The sequence below is a fragment of the Mitsuokella multacida DSM 20544 genome, assembly GCF_000155955.1.
Taxonomy (GTDB): Bacteria; Bacillota; Negativicutes; order Selenomonadales; family Selenomonadaceae; genus Mitsuokella; species Mitsuokella multacida.
The window spans coordinates 75178-94781 of the sequence record NZ_GG697141.2 but is presented as its reverse complement, the minus strand read 5'-3'; the positions used below and the strand labels follow the sequence as shown (position 1 = coordinate 94781).

The following is a 19604-nucleotide window of genomic DNA, read 5'->3' as shown; positions in this document are numbered from 1 at the left end:
CTGAGGAGGTAACTGATATGACTTGAGTCGCGTATGGATTGGATTATAAATAAGGAGTGAGTACAACGAAAAATATATTGAGATTTATCGTCGGTGCACCAATCGTTCTGTTTATTGATGCCCTTTACTATGAGACGCTTGTTCGCCCTTACTCGAACTTTTTTGACTTTGGCGGTTTCTTGGTGTCCTTGGCGTTTCTCTGTTTTGGGTACTGGCTTTTGTCTAGTATCATTGTTGACATTGCCGAGCAGAAGAACTTCACGGATTTAGGCTTGTGGCGAGTGTTTGGGATTCTCTTTTTCCCGATTGCCTTGATTTGCGTCCTTGCTAAAGACCCTAAGCCAAACATGGCTGACATGAAGGTCTGCCCGTATTGCGCGGAGTACATCAAAAAAGACGCCAAGGTTTGTCGGTACTGTGGCAGAGAAGTAGAATAACAAGGAGTGAGGACTATGAAAAGAGTATTTGTATCAATAGTTTCAACCATGATGATATTGTTGTCTAGCGTTGCCTTTGCAAGTCCACAACAGGTTGAACTAAACGAAACATACAGTGTAGAACAGACTAAAGCAGCTATTAATTCACGTTTCACAGACGATGTGAAGTTCTACGTGCCCATGCGACAAGTAGAAGGTCCGAACGACTATACGCGGATGTACATCACGTACAATCTAGATGAATGGGTTATGGCTGTATTCCAGAATGAGCCTGGGTACGTTTGTGGACTATCAATGACTGTTCCAGACTCTACGAATTCAATGGCATTGGAGCACATTGCCACTACTCTACTACTCACTGCCGTTGGAACTGATTCTGAAAACTATACTTGGGATAGCGAAGAAATACGTCAGTTATGCAGAGCAAGAGATAATGCGAAGGAATATGGGCGTGGCTTCTTCTACTGTCACGATACACAAAGATACTATCGGCTGGTAACTGAGCACGATAGGGTTAGAAGCCACTGGTATTTTGAGGTGAAAGCGTACGTTAACTAGTATCAAGAACAAGGAGTGAGGACTATGAAGGTTACAATGGATACGACCGTATACAACATGACTATCAGAGAGATTCTTGAAGATGTAGGTCATAGGGATGGCGATTACATCCCCTTGTCTGACCTTGAATGGAATGAAGGGACATGGGAATCAGATTGTATTCGCCTTGGGGATGACATTGAGAACGGATATGTACCTCTCTATCATCTTGTATGGACAGACATGGAACACGGACCATGTACAGCTTACAGGATCGACAAGGGAAAGAAGTTAAATCTGGAGACAGGGGAAATTGAGTAACGCAAAAGGGACTACCATAAGGTAGCCCCTGTTTTTTTATTTGGAACGATACACACTCAAGAGTTTTTCAATTGTCGGTGCTCTGCCGCAGCTCATTTTTCCTTCTGGGCAATAGCCAAGGGATTCACAATGCGCACCAGCGTGTTCAAAGAGAATCGGAGAGACTTCTTTGCAGAGAATTAGCATCTGGTTTGCAAGTTCACGAATCTCTGTCTGAGCACGAACACAGCAACGAAGGTTGAAGAAATGTAATAACTCACGCAGGTTCATCGTGAACACCATGCGGGTACAACAGGCGTTAGGGAGTACAGCTCGTGCATCCTCGTTCTTAACACCGAGTCTCTGCAATCCATTGTATGCGTTCTTCGCATCTACAATAGCATCACGGAAGATTACCCGCTTCTTCGGGTCCTTGTCTATTGAATCTGGTATAACAGCCTTAAAGGTTTCCTCTGAGCAATACCTCTGGGAACGTACAGAGAAGGATGCAAGGCGATGCCTTGTGATTTGTGCGAGAAGGGCACGGGATACATCCTCAACGGCAAAGGTGAAGGACACGTGTTCCAATGGACTCTCATGGTGCATGGACATCAGCTTAGAGATGAATGTTTTCACCGTATCTGGTTCAAGGCCATCCATAAGTGATTGAATGTCAGCTTTCTGGGAATAACAGAGCTTTGCAGCGGCAGCAATGATTTTCTCTGGCTCTGGGGTATGGGTTAACAGAATAACGTTCAAAATGATTCTCCTCTCAATCAAGTGAATTAATAGGGGCTACTTATTAGGTAGTCCCCTATTTTTTAACACTGGGAAGTCTTACGAGTACAGTTTTGGCAATAGGTACAGATAGAGTCACAATCCTGGGTATGGAGGTATTCAGGAAGGTGGCAACGGACTTTACCGTCTGGGTCAGTGACCTTCCGTGCAATGTCCATGGGATACCGCAGCTTATCCTTTGGCGTATCCGCGAAGTACATTGGGGTATCCTTTTTCAGTAAAGTACGTAACTCAGGTTTGATCTTGGCAATGCGCTGCATATGCCGTATGACTGAACTGCGGGTATAGTGTAACTTGTTGGCGATTTCCTCTTGGGTACAACCATTGGCCGTCATGAGAAACATGTTCCAGTCATCATCTGAGAGGTTCATTTTTAGGTCATGTAATGCCGTAGCGAGGTCATTAGACTTCTCTCTGTTAACAAGGGTTTCACATGGCTCCTCACTGGATTCGATATAATCCATCGGCATTGCCATCGGCTTATTCTGGCTCCAATCCATATAATTGATTCGCCTTTGGAGTGCGTTGACGTCAATGCGCCCTGCTTTATAATCATCTAGGAATTGTTCAATAGAATCCTTCATACCATCACCGCCTGACGAATGAGATTCATACGGTTTTCAGATTTGTTAAAGGCTGTGTTGGCTGATACCTTGTCACCAAAAGCAGTCGCACCGATGATAATGGAGCCGTCCGGGAGTCTACGGTTGCCCTTGTCGTTCTTCCCTGCTCTCTTCTTGGTGTCCAGATATCGAACATCATGGGAATACCCTTTCATGCACTGAAAAAGCATGTCTTTATCCTTTGTGGCAATGGTCATGCAGTAAAGAAATCCAGAGTCGCCGTAGTCAACCAGGAGTCTTACGATGGTCATGCCATTAATATTCTGTTTCATCTTCCTGTACTCCCAAAGCCGCCACGAGATACATCATCAAGATGGTCAACGGATTCTGCATACATAACGGGTTGCTCTTTTGCAATCCTAAACTGTGCAACTCTATCCCCTTTATGGATTTCTCCATCCCTTACTGCAAGACATGGCATTGCCCACCAATCATCATTTCCCGAGTATGCGGAGTCGATAATTCCCATAGAATTAGTCATAATCAAGCCATATCTCTTAAATGTACTTGAACGAGGAAGTAGATGTGCTTCATGTCTTTCTGGTAATTTAATACAAACACCTAAGTCTATCATTATAAAATCTCCTTTTTTGTAAGAGTAATCTTGTGATGCTCTCAGGTCTATCCAACTGCCATTTTGTTCTAATTGGCAAAGACTATCTCTATACTTTACTTTGATAACGGCTTCTTCTTGACGCTGTAAGGGAGCAAACAGGGCTTTTTCTATAGGCCATTTACTGGTATTAATTCTGCCCCTCAAGGTGGAATACTTTATGCCAACCTCGTCTGCCCACTCTGCCATAGTTTTGGATTCCCCGTGGTACGTAATAATGTGATTTCTGGAAGTATTATTGGATTGAACAAGAGGTGTCACCCATCTACAGTTATCTGGCCCGTAGTCTTTATTACTATCAATTCTATCTATAGATAGTCCTTCCTTATATCCGTTATTCAGCGACCATGTACGAAAGGCCACAAAATCGTGCTCCCACTGCTTGCATACTTTTATCCCTTTTCCTCCGTAATATTTGTAACTATTGTGACCCTTACTGTAACATCTGCTTTTCATTCCCTTCCAGATTCTATATAGTTTTGTCTTAGAAAACCCGTGCTTTGTACTCTTCTCTCTGTGTATTTCCCTTCCAAGACACCCACATGATTTAGTTTTACCTAATTTTAGGTCTGTACCTACTACAGAAGTTATGTTTCCGCAGTCACATTTGCATATCCAGTGTGAACCTCCTTTGTTTTTATCCCTCTCAATAACAGTAAGTTTTCCGTATTTATTTCCTTCTAAATGGTCTTTGATATTCAATATAATTCCTCCCGTTTTACAATCTGAGTCTTGGTCACTTCATGAATTCTATATCGGATTAGAGGATGAGCTGCATGCAACTCCTCTGCTTTTTCCATTGCAGCGGCAATGGTGGAACGCATTGTCCACACATTGCCATGGTTATCTGCAATGAGGTATGCCTTAATGGGCATTGTCACATGGTACTAGAGTACCAACGGGACAGGACATGACTAGCGTAAGGTAGGCTTCTTTGGCTGCCTCTTTAGCGGATTCATTATCTGTCTGTCTGGCAATCTCCAGCTTGACAAAGTAGTCGTTCTGTAACTCCATAAGGATATTTACGATGCGCTTGTCTACATGTTCATCCATGCAAGTCTCGAAATCAAACTTTGCTACACGTCTTCTCATAATCATTCCCCTTTCTTCATCTGATATTCAGGGTTGATAACCTTAAAGGAAAAACGATTGCCTGGGAATCCAATGAGTCCTTCAATCGGTTCAATCGGACGAATTACAATGCCCTCTCTAGGGAAATTGCCAAAGGTACTATTGCCAATAGCACGTTTCACCAGTGCATCAATATCGTCGGTCAAATTGAATTCATCAATGACTGGCACGGTATCAACATCATGGGAACCAAGGAATACATCCATTGAGTCTTGGTCGAAGTACCCCTGTTTATTGATGTCATATACTGAGAAGATGTAGATGTGCGGCTCGGACAAATGCAGATGGTTCCCCTGTTCTTTTGGTCCTACAAACTCACCCTGCAATGCAAAGTCCCAATCGTGTTCGGCATATGAATTTCCAGAGTCTTTAAACGTGAGAAACTTAATAAGTCCCTGTTTTTCTGCTGTCTGGTACATACGGGATGTATTGTCAACCTCACGCTTTCTAGTACAGACGCCTATATGCTTTCCCTTGCGGTAAATAGTGCACGACGATCCGTCTAGCTTTTCCGTTGCATAACACGGAACACCTTTGTACTTCGTAAGCAGCTCAAGGATATTCTGTGCTCTCACCTCGTCAGTCTTAGGAATGAATGAAGGGAAATCACCAATGGTGTCCTCTGGCTGCTGTGGAGGTTCATATTTGGTAATCCCAAGTACTTCTGTCATGTCCGTGCCAACAGGTGCATCCCCATGATATTCTAGTGCAATGCCTTGTGAGTATACGCCACGGATTTTCTGGAGTTTGATATGAGATTTACCCTTGAGAAACGCAAATGTCTCATTCTTCGGACAGATACTGTCTGTTTCAATGTAGATAACCTTGTCTCCAACATGGCGGCCTTTGGGAACAACACATTGAAATCCTTCAATATGTGCTAATTCAATGCGGTCAGCGTCTTTGATTGGGGATAACTTACGGATGACCTGTACAGATGCCAGCTTTCTCAATGGAAATCACTCTCCTTCTTGACGAGGTTCATTGGGCTGAACCATGATTTCGTTACGCCACAAATATCTGTTTCAAGGACTTCTACCTGGACACGCTGCTTGAGTACATTTGTGCTCGGGTTGAGAAGTTCCTTGAGTCCAATAATCATCCCTTCCGATTCAAACGGCTTATGGATGCGGCTAATGATGACAACCTTGTCTCCAATAGACAAGACATGATTGGCAATATCCTTAATCATGGTTATTCCTCCTTATACCAATGATTGTCCTTGTCTTTCTTCCAGATATACTGATTGGATGAACCACGGAATTTCAACGAGAAGTCTTTGAGGCTATCAATATATTGACCATCGACAATTACATCGACAAATTCAAGGATGGATTTACATGGGATTTCATTAAAGATGTACCCAGTGTAAAGCCATATCGGTTTATTGATGCCCCTACACAGTTGCTCCACTTCAAGGTAATTCTCAGCTGCTAATGGTTCGCCACCGAGGATTGAGACACGAGATACATATTTATTCCTCGCGAGATTCAGGAAATGCCTTTTCACATCAATGGTGAACGGCTTCCCCCCATCGAAATTCCATGTGGATTGATTAAAGCAATTCTTGCAATGGAAATGACATCCCTGAACAAACAGGGCAATTCCAATACCTTCCCCATTGGAAATATCTAATTTACGAATCTGTGCGTATCTCACATTTCATCATCCTCGATATCTGTTAAATGAACATAGCGTTCTGCGATTTCCTGTGTCCTACCCTGATTCCAGTAATTGGTTCCAATGTAGCCGCATGTGCGCCTTGCGACGTTCATTTTGGACTGGTCTGTGTTACCGCAGTTTGGGCACTGCCATTCTAATTTACCATCCCTGTCGATAATCTTGATTTCCCCATCGTATCCGCATACCTGACAATAGTCACTCTTAATATTCAGCTCTGCATACACCATCGTGTTATAGATGTGTTTTAGTACGGATAAGACAGCAGGAATATTATGGGTAAGGTCGCCACATTCAATATAACTGATTGCACCACCAGGACTCAGTCTCTGGAAACGGCTCTCGATATCCAGTTTCTTGAACGGGTCAATCGCTTCGCGTACATTGATATGATAGCTATTGGTAATATAGTCATGGTCGGTGATTCCCTTGACAATACCAAAACGCTTCTTAAGGCATTTAGCGAACTTATATGTCGTACTCTCGATAGGACTTCCATAGACACTATAGTCAATGTTCTCGGCATCTTTCCATTCGTTGCACTTGTCATTGAGTCGCTGCATGACCTTGAGTCCAAACGATTCACCTTCACCCATATCTGCATGGGACTTCCCTGTCATGTACTTTACACATTCGTAGAGTCCCGCATATCCAAGAGAAATCGTCGAATAGCCATTGTACAGCAGCTTATCAATCTTCTCGTGTGGAGCGAGTCTGGCGAATGCACCGTCCTGCCAGAGAATTGGTGCAACGTCACTTAATGTTCCCAACAAATGCTCATGGCGAATCCGCAGAGCCTTATGGCATAATTCCAGTCGCTTATCAAGGATTTTCCAGAATGCATCCATGTCTTTGCTAGAACTCAATGCGACGTCTGGAAGGTTAATAGTAACAACGCCCTGATTTACACGGCCATAGTATTTATTGCCTTTCTCCCAATTCTTTGCGTTCGCAAGGTTTTCCGTTGTACGGTCTTTAGTAAGCCAGCTGCGACAGCCCATGCTCGGGAATACTGCACCCTTGTATTCCTTCATGATTTTTGCACTGACATAGTCTGGATTCATTCTCTTGGCCGTACAACGAGCTGCCAGTTCAGTCAACCAGAAGTATTTAGTACCCGGCTCTACGTTATCAGAATCAAGGACATAGATGAGTTTAGGAAATGCCTGAGTGACGTATTCACCAGATTTATTCTTCATACCTTTGATGCGCTGACGAAGGAATTCCTCGATAAGCATTGCGGTCTCCTTTTCGTATCCCTTACGCTCATTGACATACATGAATACTGTAATGAAAGGACTCTGGCCATTCGTCGTTGTCATCGAATTGATTTGGTAGTTGAATGTCTGTACGGCATCTTCAATTTCCTTTTTGATATCTTCCCATGCAAACTTCTCACATTTAGACTCGCTGCAATTACGAAGTTTATATTTTGCATAGTAACGGTTAAAGGAATCGCGAACGAACGGGGCAAGGTGTGATAAGGTAATCGTTGCGCCACCATACTGAGAGCTAGTAACGGCTGTAATAATCTGTGTTGCAAGTGTAGTTGCCGTAATAAGTCGATGCGGCTTGTCAATTTTCACCTTGTTGATGACAGTGCCATACTGCAGCATATCATCAAGGTTAATCAAACAACAGTTCGTGAGTGCGTTCTGTCCCATGTAGTCGATATCATGGAAATGGATAATACCATCGTCATGAGCCTGAACAACGTCCGGGGTAAGAATGTATTTCCGTGTGATTTCCTTTGAAATAATCCCTGCCATGTAGTCGCGCTGAGTTGTAACTAGCTTGGCGTTTTTATTGGAGTTCTCGTTATTCCAATAGTCACTATCTCCATTTACAAGTTCCTTCACCTGTTTTTCAATGGAATTGCTAGCCTTTCTCTGGAATTCACGGATTGAGCGGTATCCTTCGTAGGCTTTTGCCGTCATCTGCTGACCATATTTACAGAGTTCATTAAATACAAAGGTTTCAATATCGGAGATACTGACCTTTTCTTTGTCTTTGTATTGATGTTCTGCGTCATCAGCGATCTGGCTAGCAATAGACTCATTGATTGTGTTACCAACAGTCATTGCCTTAAGGATTGCATTGGAAATCTTTGACTTATCAAAATCGGCAAGGCTTCCATTGCGTTTCACGACTTTTACCATTTACACACCACTCACTTTCTATTATTCAGTATAACTTGAATCTTATTACTATACTCCCTGGCTTCGTCCTTGTTCTTGAATACATTGCCAAAAATACCAAGGTGTTTACACTCGTTCATCCAATACCCATACTTGATGTTTCCATCAATATCGATATAGTAGAAAATATCGCCCATATGCATTGCCTCGCGCTTGTTTTCGCACGGTACAATCTTGGTTGTTCCAGAGAACATCGCCCCAAGCTCATTAAGCTGTGCACGGTTGCCACTTCGGTCATAGATGCCGTTCTCAGTAACCCTGTATGGACACCCAAAGATGTACCCTGTGGCCGCTTTGACGTTGAATGGAGCGTTCATTTCTACGCCGAGATATTTTGCCATTTTCTCATATTTACTCATTGTTAAATCTCCGTATTCTCATTTCTAGCCGAGGATTCTCACGGTCAACACTGAAATCCTGTTGCCTACACAAGAGCCATCGGTCATTATTGACAATCCCTGCATTCTGAATGGAATCACAGAGCAGCTTCAATGAGTTGGAACAATCACGTACACGCTTATCAGGCCAATAATGCCATAGCTCTACGATGACCTTTTCGTTGTTAACCGTTTGCCATCCCTGTTCTTCCATTGCAACACGCATGGAATCCTCTGCGTTTTTCATCCACTCTTTCCCGCGCTTATTAAGGATTTTCATGCCCTTTCGATAGAAAAAGGCATGGTTTTCCGTGATAGGCACGGGAATGGTGATGAATAGTTCTTTAGTCAATCCCGAGCATTTCCTTTGCTCGTGCAATGGCTTCTTCTTTGGTTTTGTAGACAAGGCCACGCTTTTTCATGTTCTTGTCTTCGTCATCATTAAACCAAATGGCTTCAGCGTAGAGGCTCTTACCCATGATATCCGGGACAAAGTAATGGTCACACATCTCAATGTCATCTGTGTTGCTTTTATTGTAATTTTCCAATGCTCGTTCCATGGCGATATTTGCACCCACCATGAAATCAAACTTATCACACTCGTTGCATCTTGCGACACCTTCATAGGAATTCCATTTGTCATCAAAGACATATGCTTTGACTTTTCGAGTGTCTTCATTAGATTCAATCATCATTGAAATTCTCTTGTTCATTCTTTTTTCTCCAATTTCAGTTGGTCTTTATCAAAGATGTATTCATCGCCAGTATTCAGTCCTACTCCATAAACACCATTGCCAAAGTCAGACACAATCACTCCGACGGGCAATGCATAGTCAATGTATCCCTTCATATAGAGTGGTGGACGATACTTGATAATTACCTTGTCTCCGATATTAAACATGACTACCTCCTTAGATATCTTCAGGATCACAATCATCACAACATGATTCTGACGGAACTCCTCCGCATAACCATTCGCATAGCGTGCAGCAATACCTAGCTTCCCATGTGTCGCAATCTCTATCACAGTATTGACATGGATAGTCCACGTCGTTCTTATACGAGCTATCCTCGTCCATATGGTATCACCCCAAAATTGTCATTGAAAACTATCGTTGTCAATCAAGACATAGTTAATCAATCTATTTCCCACGTATCCGGCGTGTCATGCAATGCGCAGCCCCAGTGAGTTGTTTTGTTCGCAAACAGGAACTCAACACTCAACGGACAATTCTCACATGGGTCCTCTTTGCTCCATGTCCGTTTATCGCAATACTGCTTGATTTTACACGCCATGTCGTATACTTCCTGTTGTGTCACTCTGTATCCATCCCCTTGTTATGATTGCCACACCAATGCGTCTTATAGAAATCACACTGTTCGTTCACGCTACACCAGAGAGCACATCGCCTGTTTGGGAAACTCTTGCTGCTGTTCCATCGTTCCGTCGAGGAGCATGGTGGGGGACACTTGTCTGACTCAAGGGCTTCCTGCAACATTCTATTCTTTGTCTCAAAGTACAGCCGCACCCATTTCAGTGAGATGAAATTGATAGGTACAATGTAACTTGGCTTATCCAGTCCCATCTTCTTGGCTTCTGCATCGACTGAACTACGCAGGAACATATTGACACGAATGGCTTTTACAGGTAATCCTTCGTTTTCCATCATATAGCGATAGTAGTTGAGCTGTAGGGCAATATCCATGACTTCACGGACACCACCTGGCTCCCATACCTGTTCCCATCGCTCCTGTCCTTTGTATTTTCCCCTTGTCACCACTTTCTTCGTCCATCTTGGCTTCATTCCCAGACACCTTGCGATTCTTGCACTACGGAAAAACTTAAAATCCCATAGCACCTGATTCTTAATGTCGTAGGCATCAAATGCACCGCTTGTGATGTCATCGGTCATTCGATGTTCTGTCATCCAACCATCTGGAGACGAATCCTCGAACGCCTTGTGGCTATTCGTACCTATCATAGCAGCTATGCCACCTAACGGGTCTACATAGTAGTCACGAAGATGTTCGAGATATACCATACGGGTTGGCTTGAGCAACGTTGTTACACTGAACTTCCCGTACCAATGGTGCGTTGACTTCTCTGCTGCATTCAGTGCAGGTAATGCCATACACCGATGGCCACAGTTGCCATTCAGGCATTCATTGAATTTCACGGTGTCTCCATTAGGGCATCTGAATCCTATTGCTGGCATTCAACTTCCTCCTTTCAGCTGACATCTACAATTATACATCGTATAACTATCGTTGTCAATGAAAATATCAAAAATCATTTCCACAACCACTTCCTCGTACCTTCATCGAGTGCATCGGAGAACCATGTAAAAAGCCAACCGACGATATGTGTGATGTAAATGATACTCACAGGGAAAAGACAAAAAATGAGCTTTGCACGCTTCTGGGGATACTTACGCCAAAAATCCTTGAATCCACTAATCATTCTTTACTCACTCCTAGAAAATTCTCGTCAACCACTTCGGACACCTTGGATGTTGCAGGGTCATACCGCATCTTGAATATGGTGTTGCCATTCTTGCTCTCACGAGCTTTGCCCACTTTGATATAGGAGATGTTACGGTTTTTCTCCCTGTCAATCGGGGAAAGACTCGTGTCCACATCGGCTTTCCATAGCAGCAGTATGGTATCTGCGGATGCTCCCTGTCCTCCAGCCCCTTTGATGTCATTCATTGTCGGCTCTGGGATGCGCCCCTTGTCTTTGTTCTGGGACGCCTTGTTGAGCTGTGAGAGCATGACAAAGAGGATATTGTTGCGCTTGGCAATGGCTTTCATCTTCTTTGCCGTAGACTCCTGTTCCTCAACCGTGTCTGTATGACGGAGATAACCAAAATAGTCAACGATGACAACATCAATCTGCCCAATGTGTGTATTGGCAATCTTCAGGTACGACTCAATGTCATCAATGGACAAGTCATTGCGGTCAATGATATACAGGTAGTCCGACAGCTTGTCGCTGATTGTCTGATAGGTGTCCCTGTGCTCATGAATGAAGTTCAGCACCTTATGCCTTGGAATACCCATGATTTGTGCAACAAGAACCTGCATGACACGCTGCCTGGGCATTTCCAATGAGAAAAATAAAACCTTCAGTTTCTGCTTGATACACCAATTGAGAATCATCTGGCACGTTGTACTGGTCTTACCAGAGAACGAATATCCGGCAATCATAGTTACATCTGTCTTAATCATGGTGATAGCATCGTCGACATTCATGAATCCCGTAGTGATAGCCTTACCCTCTTCCATCTTGTCCAGTGCAGTATATGCCTGTTCTACCGTAACAAAGTCCTTGAGCTTCTCGTCAATGGTGTCCTCTTTTACGGACAGCAGCTCACGTACAAGAGTGACATCCCTGTTCCATACCTTGGCCAGATACTCTGCAATATCTGCGCGAACTACAGGATTAGACACGGACTTCATGTACTCAACAATAAGCTTCTCCTGAACTTCTGGGTCAGACTCACCTTTGATAACCTCTTTAGCACAGTAGTAATCCAACGACTCGTATGTACAATTCTCGGCAATATCGAGACCATTCACGAGCATGTCATTGAGGTCCTTGTTGCCATCTGGGATGACAGCGACCTTCACGACAGTCTGCGGATGGTATTTACGGAAGATTTCACGCGCACGCAATACAAACTTTGATGCTTTCCCATCGTTGTCCGGCACAAGGATTACCTTGCCACCCTTGATAGGCCGTAGAATCTCCGTGACCTTATCCGCATGGCTTCGTGTAATACTGATGCCACAGTAGGCCATACAACAGAGTCCCTGTTGTGTTGCACTAGCAGCGTCCAATGAACCCTCACAGAGCACGATACTCTTGGTGTTCCGTAGATTCTTGATGGTCTCGTTGATGCCATACAGGAATTCACCTTTGACAAACAGCCCAGGAACGTTCTTGGAGTTCTTATACTTAGCTCCGCCATCAAAGTGACGATACAGAAATGCTACACAACGTCCAAACTCATCACGCATTGGAATGGACAACACCTGATTCTTGGTGCTATATCCAAATCCGTAGAGCTTGATGGTCTCGTCTGTGAATCCTCGGTTCTTGAGATACTTGTAGATGACAGGGAGATTCCGCTGCATCCCCTTTGCCCATGCTTCATTCCTCTGTACAATATCCATGTGAGTATTGAACGAGTCATCAGAATCAATGGTGAGTCCAAAGTCATCACACAGAGTCTTTACGGCCTGCATGTACGTACAGGAGTCACGATGCTGTACATAGGAGATAACACCCTTACCCTGTGCATGGCATGAGAAACAGTAAAATGTATTTGTATTGGGGAATATCGCAAAACTTGTAGGATTCGTTGCGCCTGCATGGAATGGACATACACAGCGATACGTTCCATCGGATTGCAATACTGCGTCACTGACGTACTCAACGAGACTTCTACGGTTCAACGATGAAATGATATTACTCATCGCCATAGCCCCTTACGGAATCATTGTAGAAATCATTGAGTTCTTTCTTGACTCTCTCAATATTGCGCGATGCAGCTTTCTGGGTCTTGAACACGTTATTCGACTTATACAGCGAGAGACATACAGGATCGTAAATGTCAAATACATCTTTGCGCACGTAGTCTTTGCCATTGATGTGCTCGATATACCAGAAGTCATCCCCATAGCCTACGTTGTCATACACATCGTCCAATGTACATCTCTTTGCAAGCATATCCATGAGCGTTCTGGGGTCATCCGTTGTCACGCCATTAAATACACGTTTCAATGCACTTGGCGTAAAGAAGAATTCGCCACCACGGTCATTGAGAAGAAAATGCTCACCATATGCTACACCAAAGAGTTTAATGATTTCGTCCATTCAGATTCCTCCTACTATTTCTACGTCAACATACTGTCTGCCAAAGTCCCAACAGGATGATTCATCGTCCATGTAGATATCAAAACGTTCAATGCCATAGTTACCACCGAAACGATCCTTGACTACGTATTCTCGCCCATTGATTTTCACAACGGTTCCGAACGGCAACACATCGTTTGCTACGGCTCCTACATGAGGGCGTTCACCATTTGCCATAACGTATCCCCCTGTATAGGCACTGACATTCCCTTGGACAATCCGTGTTTGGTCCTGTGCCAATTCTTGGACTGCTTTAATTTCCACGCTCTCCACGTAGTCTGGATGCAATACCGATGCGTTTGCTAACGGTGAAGCCATGGAGAGTAACAGTCCTGCGGCTAATATGATTCCCTGCTTAATACAATCACCACCCCTTAGAAGTCAAATAAATGGTTTGTTTTTACAGTATCGGTAGCAAGGGCGAACATGGTTGCGCCAGTTGAGTTACCAATGGCAAACACTGCATCATACAGCTCTATGAAGTCCTTGAGCTTTTTCTTTGAATACCCCTTATCTTTAAGGTGCTCCTCGACAGCGCTGCGGAAATCGGCACACATGTTGAAACGTTTCTCAGCAATCTTTGCTACGTCGAATACCGCTTCAAGGTCATCGTCTCTCATGGTTGGGAAGCACTTCTTGATGATGTCTTTATACTCGTTATTCATGTTTCTTCTCCTTCTTGTGCTTGGCATTTTCCTCGGCAACCCTCTTAGCAACCACCTTGAGATTTTCCCTAGCATGGTGTGGAGCAATCTCTTTGAATCTACCATTCATGTTTCTGCGTCTATTCATGATAATCTGGAATCGTTTGAGTTTATTGTCTGTCATAAATTACATCTCCTTGAGTAGTGCAAAGTAATCTGTTTCGTTTGTCTTGGTAATCTTGGCTACCTTAGTCCCCGTGTTCCAGTTGCGAGCTTCATAGAAAAGCTGTGACATGTTCATATTTTTTCTTGGTTTCGTCTCCAGGAATTCATGGAGCAGATTCAAGACTTCCAATGGCTGCTTTTTGAAGAAATTGTAGAGTTTGAAGAAGCTCTTTGTTGGTCTACCATTGGTAAATCCATTGATATGCTGAGACCTCATGTATTCTAGTGTCAGCCTGTGTGGCTTATTGCAATCACTCCACGATTTCATTGAGTTCACGCTCCTTCAAGAGAATCTTACGGATATAATCAATGCCCTTCTGTTTGACATAGGTACATTTGTATACAACGTCGTTATCCCCTGCCTTGCAATGATCCTCAACGAGTCTCAAGTATCCTGCATCGACATATTTCTGATATGGGTGATTGTCCTTATCAAGGATACCCTTGTTACGGAGAAATGCAAAGAGCTTGTTGCGTCCAATGCCCATATCTAATGTTTTGGCAACATCAGCCATGGAGAACAAGGACTCTGTATTAGCAACCGTGTCATAGAACTGTGCTTTCGGCAGCATCTCCTTATTCTCAGCGCGGAGCTTCTGGCGCTCCGTCTCCTCTTCAATCCATTTCTTGGCACGCTTTACAGGATCGGTAATCATATAGGAGTCCGTTCGCTCCTCAATGATTTGCTCTGCCATCTTATTGAAGATTTCTACGTACTTTGCCGTAAACATGATACCCTTCTGTCCTGTGAGTTTATTGGCAACCATCTCGCATCCCATCTTGGTAATGTCGTAACGCTTGTACTGCTTGCCTGTGCCTGCCGTATAGGTCTGCTTGATGAAGAATTTATCAGAATCCAATTTTGGATTTTGACTCATGACGGCGATGTATCCATCAATATCACGGCAAAGATGTGCATGTGTTTTACCAATCATCTCTGCCACTCTACGGCTGTCCAACACACACTCGTTTGCAATCTCAGAAATTACCAGGTCATTCATTTATGTTTCCTCCTTACCAATAAAGAACCTTGTTTGTAGTGGCATATTTAGCTGCACACATTAAGTACCTATTCTTGAATGCCCTCACAAATGCCGTCTTAGAACCGTTTACACTCTGGCACATAGAGATTACATCTTCTCTTGGCATTACTAAATCAAGGGAATACTCAGGAGAATACGGAATAGTCACAAGGTAATTATTGGGATTATCAGTCATTCTCTCGATGCCGCAACCGTCAATCGAATTGATGAAATCCGAGCAACTGTCGATTGTCATGTCTACGGGATAAGGCGAACATAACACATCAACTGGTATATCGAAGATTTTGGATAATTTAATGAGGTTACTGAGTCTAGGCTCTCGTCTGCCATATTCATAACACGTATAAGCCTGCATGGTAATCCCTAATTTCTCAGCGACTTCCTTGCGCTTCATCCCAGAACGCTCTCGTACCTCTTTGAGTCGATTTGCAAATACCATATCCATTTTATATTCACTCCATATCATGCATCCAGTGACACTTTATGACATCTTCACATGAAATATAACACTCTGGAAAATCTACATTTCTGCAAACCTTTTCCATTTTACACTTAGAGCATAGAGCTGCATTCCTGTACTCTTTTGCTGCGAGATTCAGTGCATCATTCTGAGAGTCAATGGTTCTCGATAGCTCAAGGATTTTCTTCTTAAGAATTTTATACTCGTCCATTCTTCACGTCATCCTCCACGATCTTTGCAATGGCATCAAGGTGTTCACTGATGAACACTAATGCTTCTGGATTCTCAAACGGAGACTCGGCAATCGCATAGACAATCTGTGCCATTCCCTTGAGTTCTATTGCAAGGTGCTCATAGTTCATTTCTTGAATCCCTCCGCTTTCATCATCTCTTTGATGAACTCATAGCCAACTCGTGTGAACTTATGGTTGTCAATGAAAATCCCCTTGTTCATCAAATGGAAGTTTGTGTCCATGAAATTATGATTCATAAGGAAATCGGATAACACATTAGTGTTTACGTCGAGCCGCTTCAGGATGTCCTTGTAGGTATATACAGGAGTCATCCAGTAGTTATATTCGTCCTCAACTCTGAGTGCCTGACGGTATCTCACGGCATCTGGTAATACTTTTGAGTTAAACCAGTTACGTACCATGGGAACCCACTGTGTACTGCGGCACGTATTGATAAGTTCCAATGCACCTTCTACGGAGATGCAATTGGTCTGCTGCAATACCCCACGGTCATCAGGGATAGCACATGTCTCTTTATTGTGTTTCCGTACATGATTACGGATTGCATCGCGCTCATTCTTGTATCCAAGGATTTTGGCAAGGTCTTTTCCGACGAAATAGATATCGTCATCCAGTGCTACAGCACGAAGTTGAAATGAATCTAAATGGTAAATCTTCATGGTTTCTCCTTTTGGGTAAAGTAAAAGGGAGCACAAGATTTTTCTCATGCTCCCCAATCATCAATCAGATAGGAATATCATCTTCGGACAGGAAAGCATCATCTGTACCAATACCGAACTCACTGAAGTCATCATCACCTCCGCCGAACTTCACCCATTTATCTACGACAATCTTCGAGAGATAAAGGTTGATACCATTGGATGACTTGTTCATCCAGTAGGCACTCGGTGTGAACTTGATGCGAACCATCGAACCGTTGCCGATGGACTCGTCCTTGTTCAGTTTGCGTTTCTCTTCATTGGAGAACACAGGGATGATTTTCTGGACTTCCTCTCCAGTCTCACGGTCACGCATGTAAGCCTTGGTCTGGAAATGGAAAATCAGATTACCAGTCTCGTTGCCATCCTTGTCGGTTTCATTGTGGTAGCTAAGACGCTCCGTGTCATTGCGCCAGACCTTACCAGTGTACTCTGGACTGTTCTTGGCTTCGTTGAGTGCATCGTTGATGATCTTGAGCATCTTCTGCTCGCCATCTTTGTTGAACACAACATCAACGCTGTATTTCTTCTTGCCCTCATACTCGTCAACGCGAGAGTTGATTTTCGCCCACATTGCTTTACCCTGTGGGGATACAGCAGCGTTGAACGACTTGTTGATAATGTTTGCCATAAAAATTCCTCCTTGAAACTAGGCAATTCTGTGACAAGTGGAGTTATCTATGGTACAATCATAATATAAACCGTTATATGATTGTTGTTGACAACCTCTCTTGTCGCTTGACAAGTATTATTATACGTCGTATAACCATCGTTGTCAACAGGGTTAGGAGGATTTTTTATGAATCGCATCAAAATGTTACGAGAAGCCAAGGGATTAGGCTTGAGAGAACTTGCGGCTGACCTTGAGAGACATGGGACGCCACTGAGTTGGATGACCATCAATAAATGCGAAAGAGCAGACTCGAATCCGAGTTGGAAGAGTATCCGTATCCTCAGTGATTACTTTGGAGTGTCTGCTGACTACCTCATGGGGACCGACATGACTGTCGCAGCACACAATGAGAAGGGTACGTCGTTACCGCCAGAATTACAATTAGCTGTCGAGAAATTCTATAGAGAGCAGAAACTGAAGTATGAAGAAAATGATGGAACTGGCAAAGAATGAGCATATCATCGTACAGCCCGCAGACTTCCCCTATCCATTGCGAGGGATATACATTGATGACGGTAGACTCAAGATGATAGGGATTGCGAAAGACATCGAAACACTCGCGGAAAGACGTTCAGTTTTTGCAGAAGAACTTGGACATCATTTCACATCTGTCGGGAATGCTACGGTATGTCATTGCTATGCCGATCGTATATTCATGGACAAGACAGAGCACAAGGCTATGGTCTGGGCAGGGCATTACCTTGTCCCAGAGCGTGATTTAGACGATGCAGTCAAACAAGGCCATATCTCATTGTGGGACTTGGCTGACTATTTCACTGTCACGGAAAAGTTTATGGCGTTCTGTGTCAAGATGTACAAAGGAGACTAACGATGCGTAGGCGTTCTTCATTGGGTAGTATACAGCAGCTCCCTGACAAGCGATACAAAGTCACAGTGACCGTTGGCTACGTCTATACAAAAGACGGTAAGAAGAAGCAGAAACGCCATAGTCGTATCGTGAAGTCTATGCGTGAAGCTAGGGAATTACTACGAGAATACGACAAATCCTCATCGAAAGACTATACACTACAAGAAGTCATCCATATGTACTTCCATGACAAGGATATCAAGATATCCACGCAAAAGACAATAGAGAGTGTGTTTAATACATGCCTGTCCAGTCTATACAAGAGAAATATCGGGTCTATACGAGGGAAAGACATTGACTCTATACTGAGTGACATGGACGCTGCTGACACGACTATGAGAACGAGGTCTACCAAGATACAGTCCCTGTTTCTCTATGCCAAGCACAAGGGAATCATCGAGCATGTCCCTGAATTCAGTGCAAGGGGCAGTATGTTTCATACCAGGACAATGAAGATTCTCCCGTCTGTGAATGAGATACAGCACATCCTAGAGTATGTCCGTGAGCACTCATCGTACCCATATCTATATCACATGATGCTCCTCATCGTGTCCTCTGGAATCCGTGTTGGAGAAGCCTGTGTACTGCAATGGAAGAATATAGACATGGCCAATGACACCATTAGTATCTTAAACACAGTGACGAGGGGACAAACCAACTTTGAACTATCGGATCGTGCCAAGACAGCCAAGTCGATACGAATCATCCCTGTTGAGTATAGCGTACTAGAGATTATCAATGAGATACCAAAGGAAAGCCCATATGTATTCTTTGGGCGCAAGAAGTCCTTTGTCCCTCCTGCGACCATCAATCGTAATGCACGGAAACTCTTTGATGCACTTGGATATCCAAAGCTGCGTATGTACGACCTTAGACATTTCCATGCCACACAACTGCTTGCCAACGGTGTTGATATAAAGACCGTATCGCATCGCCTAGGGCACACATCTCCAATGACTACGCTGAACGTCTATACGCATTACGTAGAGGATAACGACAGGAAAGCTGCTGAGATGATAGGAGATTTAGTGCTAAAAAAGTGCTTAGATACCAGAGATAAGCACTAAAACCCATAGAAACCAGAAAACCCTTATGGCTACAAATATAGTAACCATAAGGGTTTCGTG

At 43.6% G+C, this 19604-nt stretch carries 29 protein-coding genes; 6 read left to right on the top strand and 23 right to left on the bottom strand.

Translation table 11 applies throughout. From position 1 onward, the window contains the following. The first annotated feature begins 56 nt into the window (after nucleotides 1-56). Genes MITSMUL_RS11990 through MITSMUL_RS00520 form a run of 3 tightly spaced genes read left to right on the top strand, consistent with a single transcriptional unit; the run spans nucleotide 57 to nucleotide 1295 of the window. A complete protein-coding gene (locus MITSMUL_RS11990) occupies nucleotides 57-437 on the top strand; it encodes a zinc ribbon domain-containing protein (RefSeq protein ID WP_147653049.1) in 381 nt (126 codons plus the stop codon). A gap of 15 nt (nucleotides 438-452) precedes the next feature. Beyond that, on the top strand, nucleotides 453-995 hold the full coding sequence (locus MITSMUL_RS00525; protein ID WP_040635201.1) for a hypothetical protein: 543 nt from the start codon (nucleotides 453-455) through the stop codon (nucleotides 993-995). A 24-nt stretch (nucleotides 996-1019) separates the two neighbouring features. Then, nucleotides 1020-1295: a hypothetical protein gene (locus MITSMUL_RS00520; RefSeq protein WP_005838959.1), complete on the top strand. Its 276-nt coding sequence runs from the start codon at nucleotides 1020-1022 to the stop codon at nucleotides 1293-1295. Nucleotides 1296-1331: 36 nt separating this feature from the next. On the opposite strand, the gene thyX is transcribed toward MITSMUL_RS00520, so the two are convergent. The 23 genes from thyX to MITSMUL_RS00395 all read right to left on the bottom strand — a co-directional run bounded on the left by thyX (nucleotide 1332) and on the right by MITSMUL_RS00395 (nucleotide 17567). After that, nucleotides 1332-2033: an FAD-dependent thymidylate synthase gene (gene thyX / locus MITSMUL_RS00515; RefSeq protein WP_040635199.1), complete on the bottom strand. Its 702-nt coding sequence runs from the start codon at nucleotides 2031-2033 to the stop codon at nucleotides 1332-1334. A 62-nt stretch (nucleotides 2034-2095) separates the two neighbouring features. Further along, nucleotides 2096-2656, bottom strand: a complete 561-nt coding sequence (locus MITSMUL_RS00510) for a sigma-70 RNA polymerase sigma factor region 4 domain-containing protein (protein ID WP_005838957.1) — start codon at nucleotides 2654-2656, stop codon at nucleotides 2096-2098. Further along, complete coding sequence (locus MITSMUL_RS00505) at nucleotides 2653-2967, bottom strand: hypothetical protein (RefSeq protein ID WP_040635197.1); 315 nt, start codon at nucleotides 2965-2967, stop codon at nucleotides 2653-2655. The genes MITSMUL_RS00510 and MITSMUL_RS00505 overlap by 4 nt, the downstream gene beginning before the upstream one ends. After that, nucleotides 2964-4010, bottom strand: a complete 1047-nt coding sequence (locus tag MITSMUL_RS13085; protein WP_005838955.1) for a dUTP diphosphatase — start codon at nucleotides 4008-4010, stop codon at nucleotides 2964-2966. Before MITSMUL_RS13085 ends, MITSMUL_RS00505 begins: the two co-directional genes overlap by 4 nt. A 392-nt stretch (nucleotides 4011-4402) precedes the next feature. Beyond that, nucleotides 4403-5392, bottom strand: a complete 990-nt coding sequence (locus MITSMUL_RS00485) for an RNA ligase family protein (RefSeq protein ID WP_005838952.1) — start codon at nucleotides 5390-5392, stop codon at nucleotides 4403-4405. After that, on the bottom strand, nucleotides 5389-5631 hold the full coding sequence (locus tag MITSMUL_RS00480) for a hypothetical protein (protein WP_005838951.1): 243 nt from the start codon (nucleotides 5629-5631) through the stop codon (nucleotides 5389-5391). Before MITSMUL_RS00480 ends, MITSMUL_RS00485 begins: the two co-directional genes overlap by 4 nt. A gap of 2 nt (nucleotides 5632-5633) precedes the next feature. Continuing rightward, nucleotides 5634-6098: an anaerobic ribonucleoside-triphosphate reductase activating protein gene (nrdG, locus tag MITSMUL_RS00475; protein WP_005838950.1), complete on the bottom strand. Its 465-nt coding sequence runs from the start codon at nucleotides 6096-6098 to the stop codon at nucleotides 5634-5636. Then, on the bottom strand, nucleotides 6095-8278 hold the full coding sequence (nrdD, locus tag MITSMUL_RS00470) for an anaerobic ribonucleoside-triphosphate reductase (protein WP_005838949.1): 2184 nt from the start codon (nucleotides 8276-8278) through the stop codon (nucleotides 6095-6097). Before nrdD ends, nrdG begins: the two co-directional genes overlap by 4 nt. Nucleotides 8279-8289: 11 nt before the next feature. Then, complete coding sequence (locus MITSMUL_RS00465) at nucleotides 8290-8676, bottom strand: hypothetical protein (RefSeq protein ID WP_005838948.1); 387 nt, start codon at nucleotides 8674-8676, stop codon at nucleotides 8290-8292. Beyond that, the gene (locus MITSMUL_RS11985; protein ID WP_005838947.1) at nucleotides 8669-9046 is read right to left on the bottom strand and encodes a RusA family crossover junction endodeoxyribonuclease; all 378 of its coding nucleotides are present in this window, start codon (nucleotides 9044-9046) and stop codon (nucleotides 8669-8671) included. The genes MITSMUL_RS00465 and MITSMUL_RS11985 overlap by 8 nt, the downstream gene beginning before the upstream one ends. Next, entirely contained in the window at nucleotides 9039-9407 is a 369-nt protein-coding gene (locus tag MITSMUL_RS00455) for a hypothetical protein (RefSeq protein ID WP_005838946.1), read from the bottom strand. The genes MITSMUL_RS11985 and MITSMUL_RS00455 overlap by 8 nt, the downstream gene beginning before the upstream one ends. Continuing rightward, the gene (locus MITSMUL_RS12910) at nucleotides 9404-9595 is read right to left on the bottom strand and encodes a hypothetical protein (RefSeq protein WP_147653046.1); all 192 of its coding nucleotides are present in this window, start codon (nucleotides 9593-9595) and stop codon (nucleotides 9404-9406) included. The genes MITSMUL_RS00455 and MITSMUL_RS12910 overlap by 4 nt, the downstream gene beginning before the upstream one ends. A 415-nt stretch (nucleotides 9596-10010) precedes the next feature. Next, entirely contained in the window at nucleotides 10011-10910 is a 900-nt protein-coding gene (locus MITSMUL_RS00445; protein WP_040635191.1) for a hypothetical protein, read from the bottom strand. Between the two features lie 241 nt (nucleotides 10911-11151). Further along, nucleotides 11152-13173, bottom strand: a complete 2022-nt coding sequence (locus tag MITSMUL_RS00440; RefSeq protein WP_040635189.1) for a DnaB-like helicase C-terminal domain-containing protein — start codon at nucleotides 13171-13173, stop codon at nucleotides 11152-11154. Further along, entirely contained in the window at nucleotides 13166-13573 is a 408-nt protein-coding gene (locus MITSMUL_RS00435; RefSeq protein WP_005838939.1) for a hypothetical protein, read from the bottom strand. The genes MITSMUL_RS00440 and MITSMUL_RS00435 overlap by 8 nt, the downstream gene beginning before the upstream one ends. Continuing rightward, on the bottom strand, nucleotides 13574-13789 hold the full coding sequence (locus tag MITSMUL_RS00430; RefSeq protein ID WP_040635188.1) for a 3D domain-containing protein: 216 nt from the start codon (nucleotides 13787-13789) through the stop codon (nucleotides 13574-13576). 197 nt (nucleotides 13790-13986) lie between these two features. Next, complete coding sequence (locus MITSMUL_RS00425) at nucleotides 13987-14277, bottom strand: hypothetical protein (RefSeq protein WP_005838935.1); 291 nt, start codon at nucleotides 14275-14277, stop codon at nucleotides 13987-13989. Then, the gene (locus MITSMUL_RS12600; RefSeq protein ID WP_005838933.1) at nucleotides 14270-14440 is read right to left on the bottom strand and encodes a hypothetical protein; all 171 of its coding nucleotides are present in this window, start codon (nucleotides 14438-14440) and stop codon (nucleotides 14270-14272) included. The genes MITSMUL_RS00425 and MITSMUL_RS12600 overlap by 8 nt, the downstream gene beginning before the upstream one ends. Nucleotides 14441-14732: 292 nt before the next feature. Then, nucleotides 14733-15482 (bottom strand): phage antirepressor KilAC domain-containing protein, encoded by a 750-nt coding sequence (locus MITSMUL_RS00415; protein ID WP_005838930.1) that lies wholly within the window; start codon nucleotides 15480-15482, stop codon nucleotides 14733-14735. Nucleotides 15483-15495: 13 nt separating this feature from the next. After that, on the bottom strand, nucleotides 15496-15969 hold the full coding sequence (locus tag MITSMUL_RS00410) for a helix-turn-helix transcriptional regulator (RefSeq protein WP_040635186.1): 474 nt from the start codon (nucleotides 15967-15969) through the stop codon (nucleotides 15496-15498). 212 nt (nucleotides 15970-16181) lie between these two features. Then, nucleotides 16182-16346 (bottom strand): hypothetical protein, encoded by a 165-nt coding sequence (locus tag MITSMUL_RS12595; RefSeq protein ID WP_005838924.1) that lies wholly within the window; start codon nucleotides 16344-16346, stop codon nucleotides 16182-16184. Continuing rightward, a complete protein-coding gene (locus tag MITSMUL_RS00400; RefSeq protein ID WP_084778519.1) occupies nucleotides 16343-16945 on the bottom strand; it encodes a BRO-N domain-containing protein in 603 nt (200 codons plus the stop codon). Before MITSMUL_RS00400 ends, MITSMUL_RS12595 begins: the two co-directional genes overlap by 4 nt. A gap of 16 nt (nucleotides 16946-16961) precedes the next feature. Next, nucleotides 16962-17567, bottom strand: a complete 606-nt coding sequence (locus MITSMUL_RS00395) for a DUF2815 family protein (RefSeq protein WP_005838920.1) — start codon at nucleotides 17565-17567, stop codon at nucleotides 16962-16964. 168 nt (nucleotides 17568-17735) lie between these two features. Here MITSMUL_RS00395 and MITSMUL_RS11980 point away from each other — a divergent pair, with 168 nt between their 5' ends. Genes MITSMUL_RS11980 through MITSMUL_RS00380 form a run of 3 tightly spaced genes read left to right on the top strand, consistent with a single transcriptional unit; the run spans nucleotide 17736 to nucleotide 19544 of the window. Further along, a complete protein-coding gene (locus tag MITSMUL_RS11980) occupies nucleotides 17736-18062 on the top strand; it encodes a helix-turn-helix domain-containing protein (protein ID WP_005838918.1) in 327 nt (108 codons plus the stop codon). Further along, entirely contained in the window at nucleotides 18031-18438 is a 408-nt protein-coding gene (locus tag MITSMUL_RS00385; protein WP_084778517.1) for an ImmA/IrrE family metallo-endopeptidase, read from the top strand. The genes MITSMUL_RS11980 and MITSMUL_RS00385 overlap by 32 nt, the downstream gene beginning before the upstream one ends. A gap of 2 nt (nucleotides 18439-18440) precedes the next feature. Further along, nucleotides 18441-19544 (top strand): tyrosine-type recombinase/integrase, encoded by a 1104-nt coding sequence (locus MITSMUL_RS00380; protein ID WP_040635184.1) that lies wholly within the window; start codon nucleotides 18441-18443, stop codon nucleotides 19542-19544. Nucleotides 19545-19604: the final 60 nt, after the last annotated feature.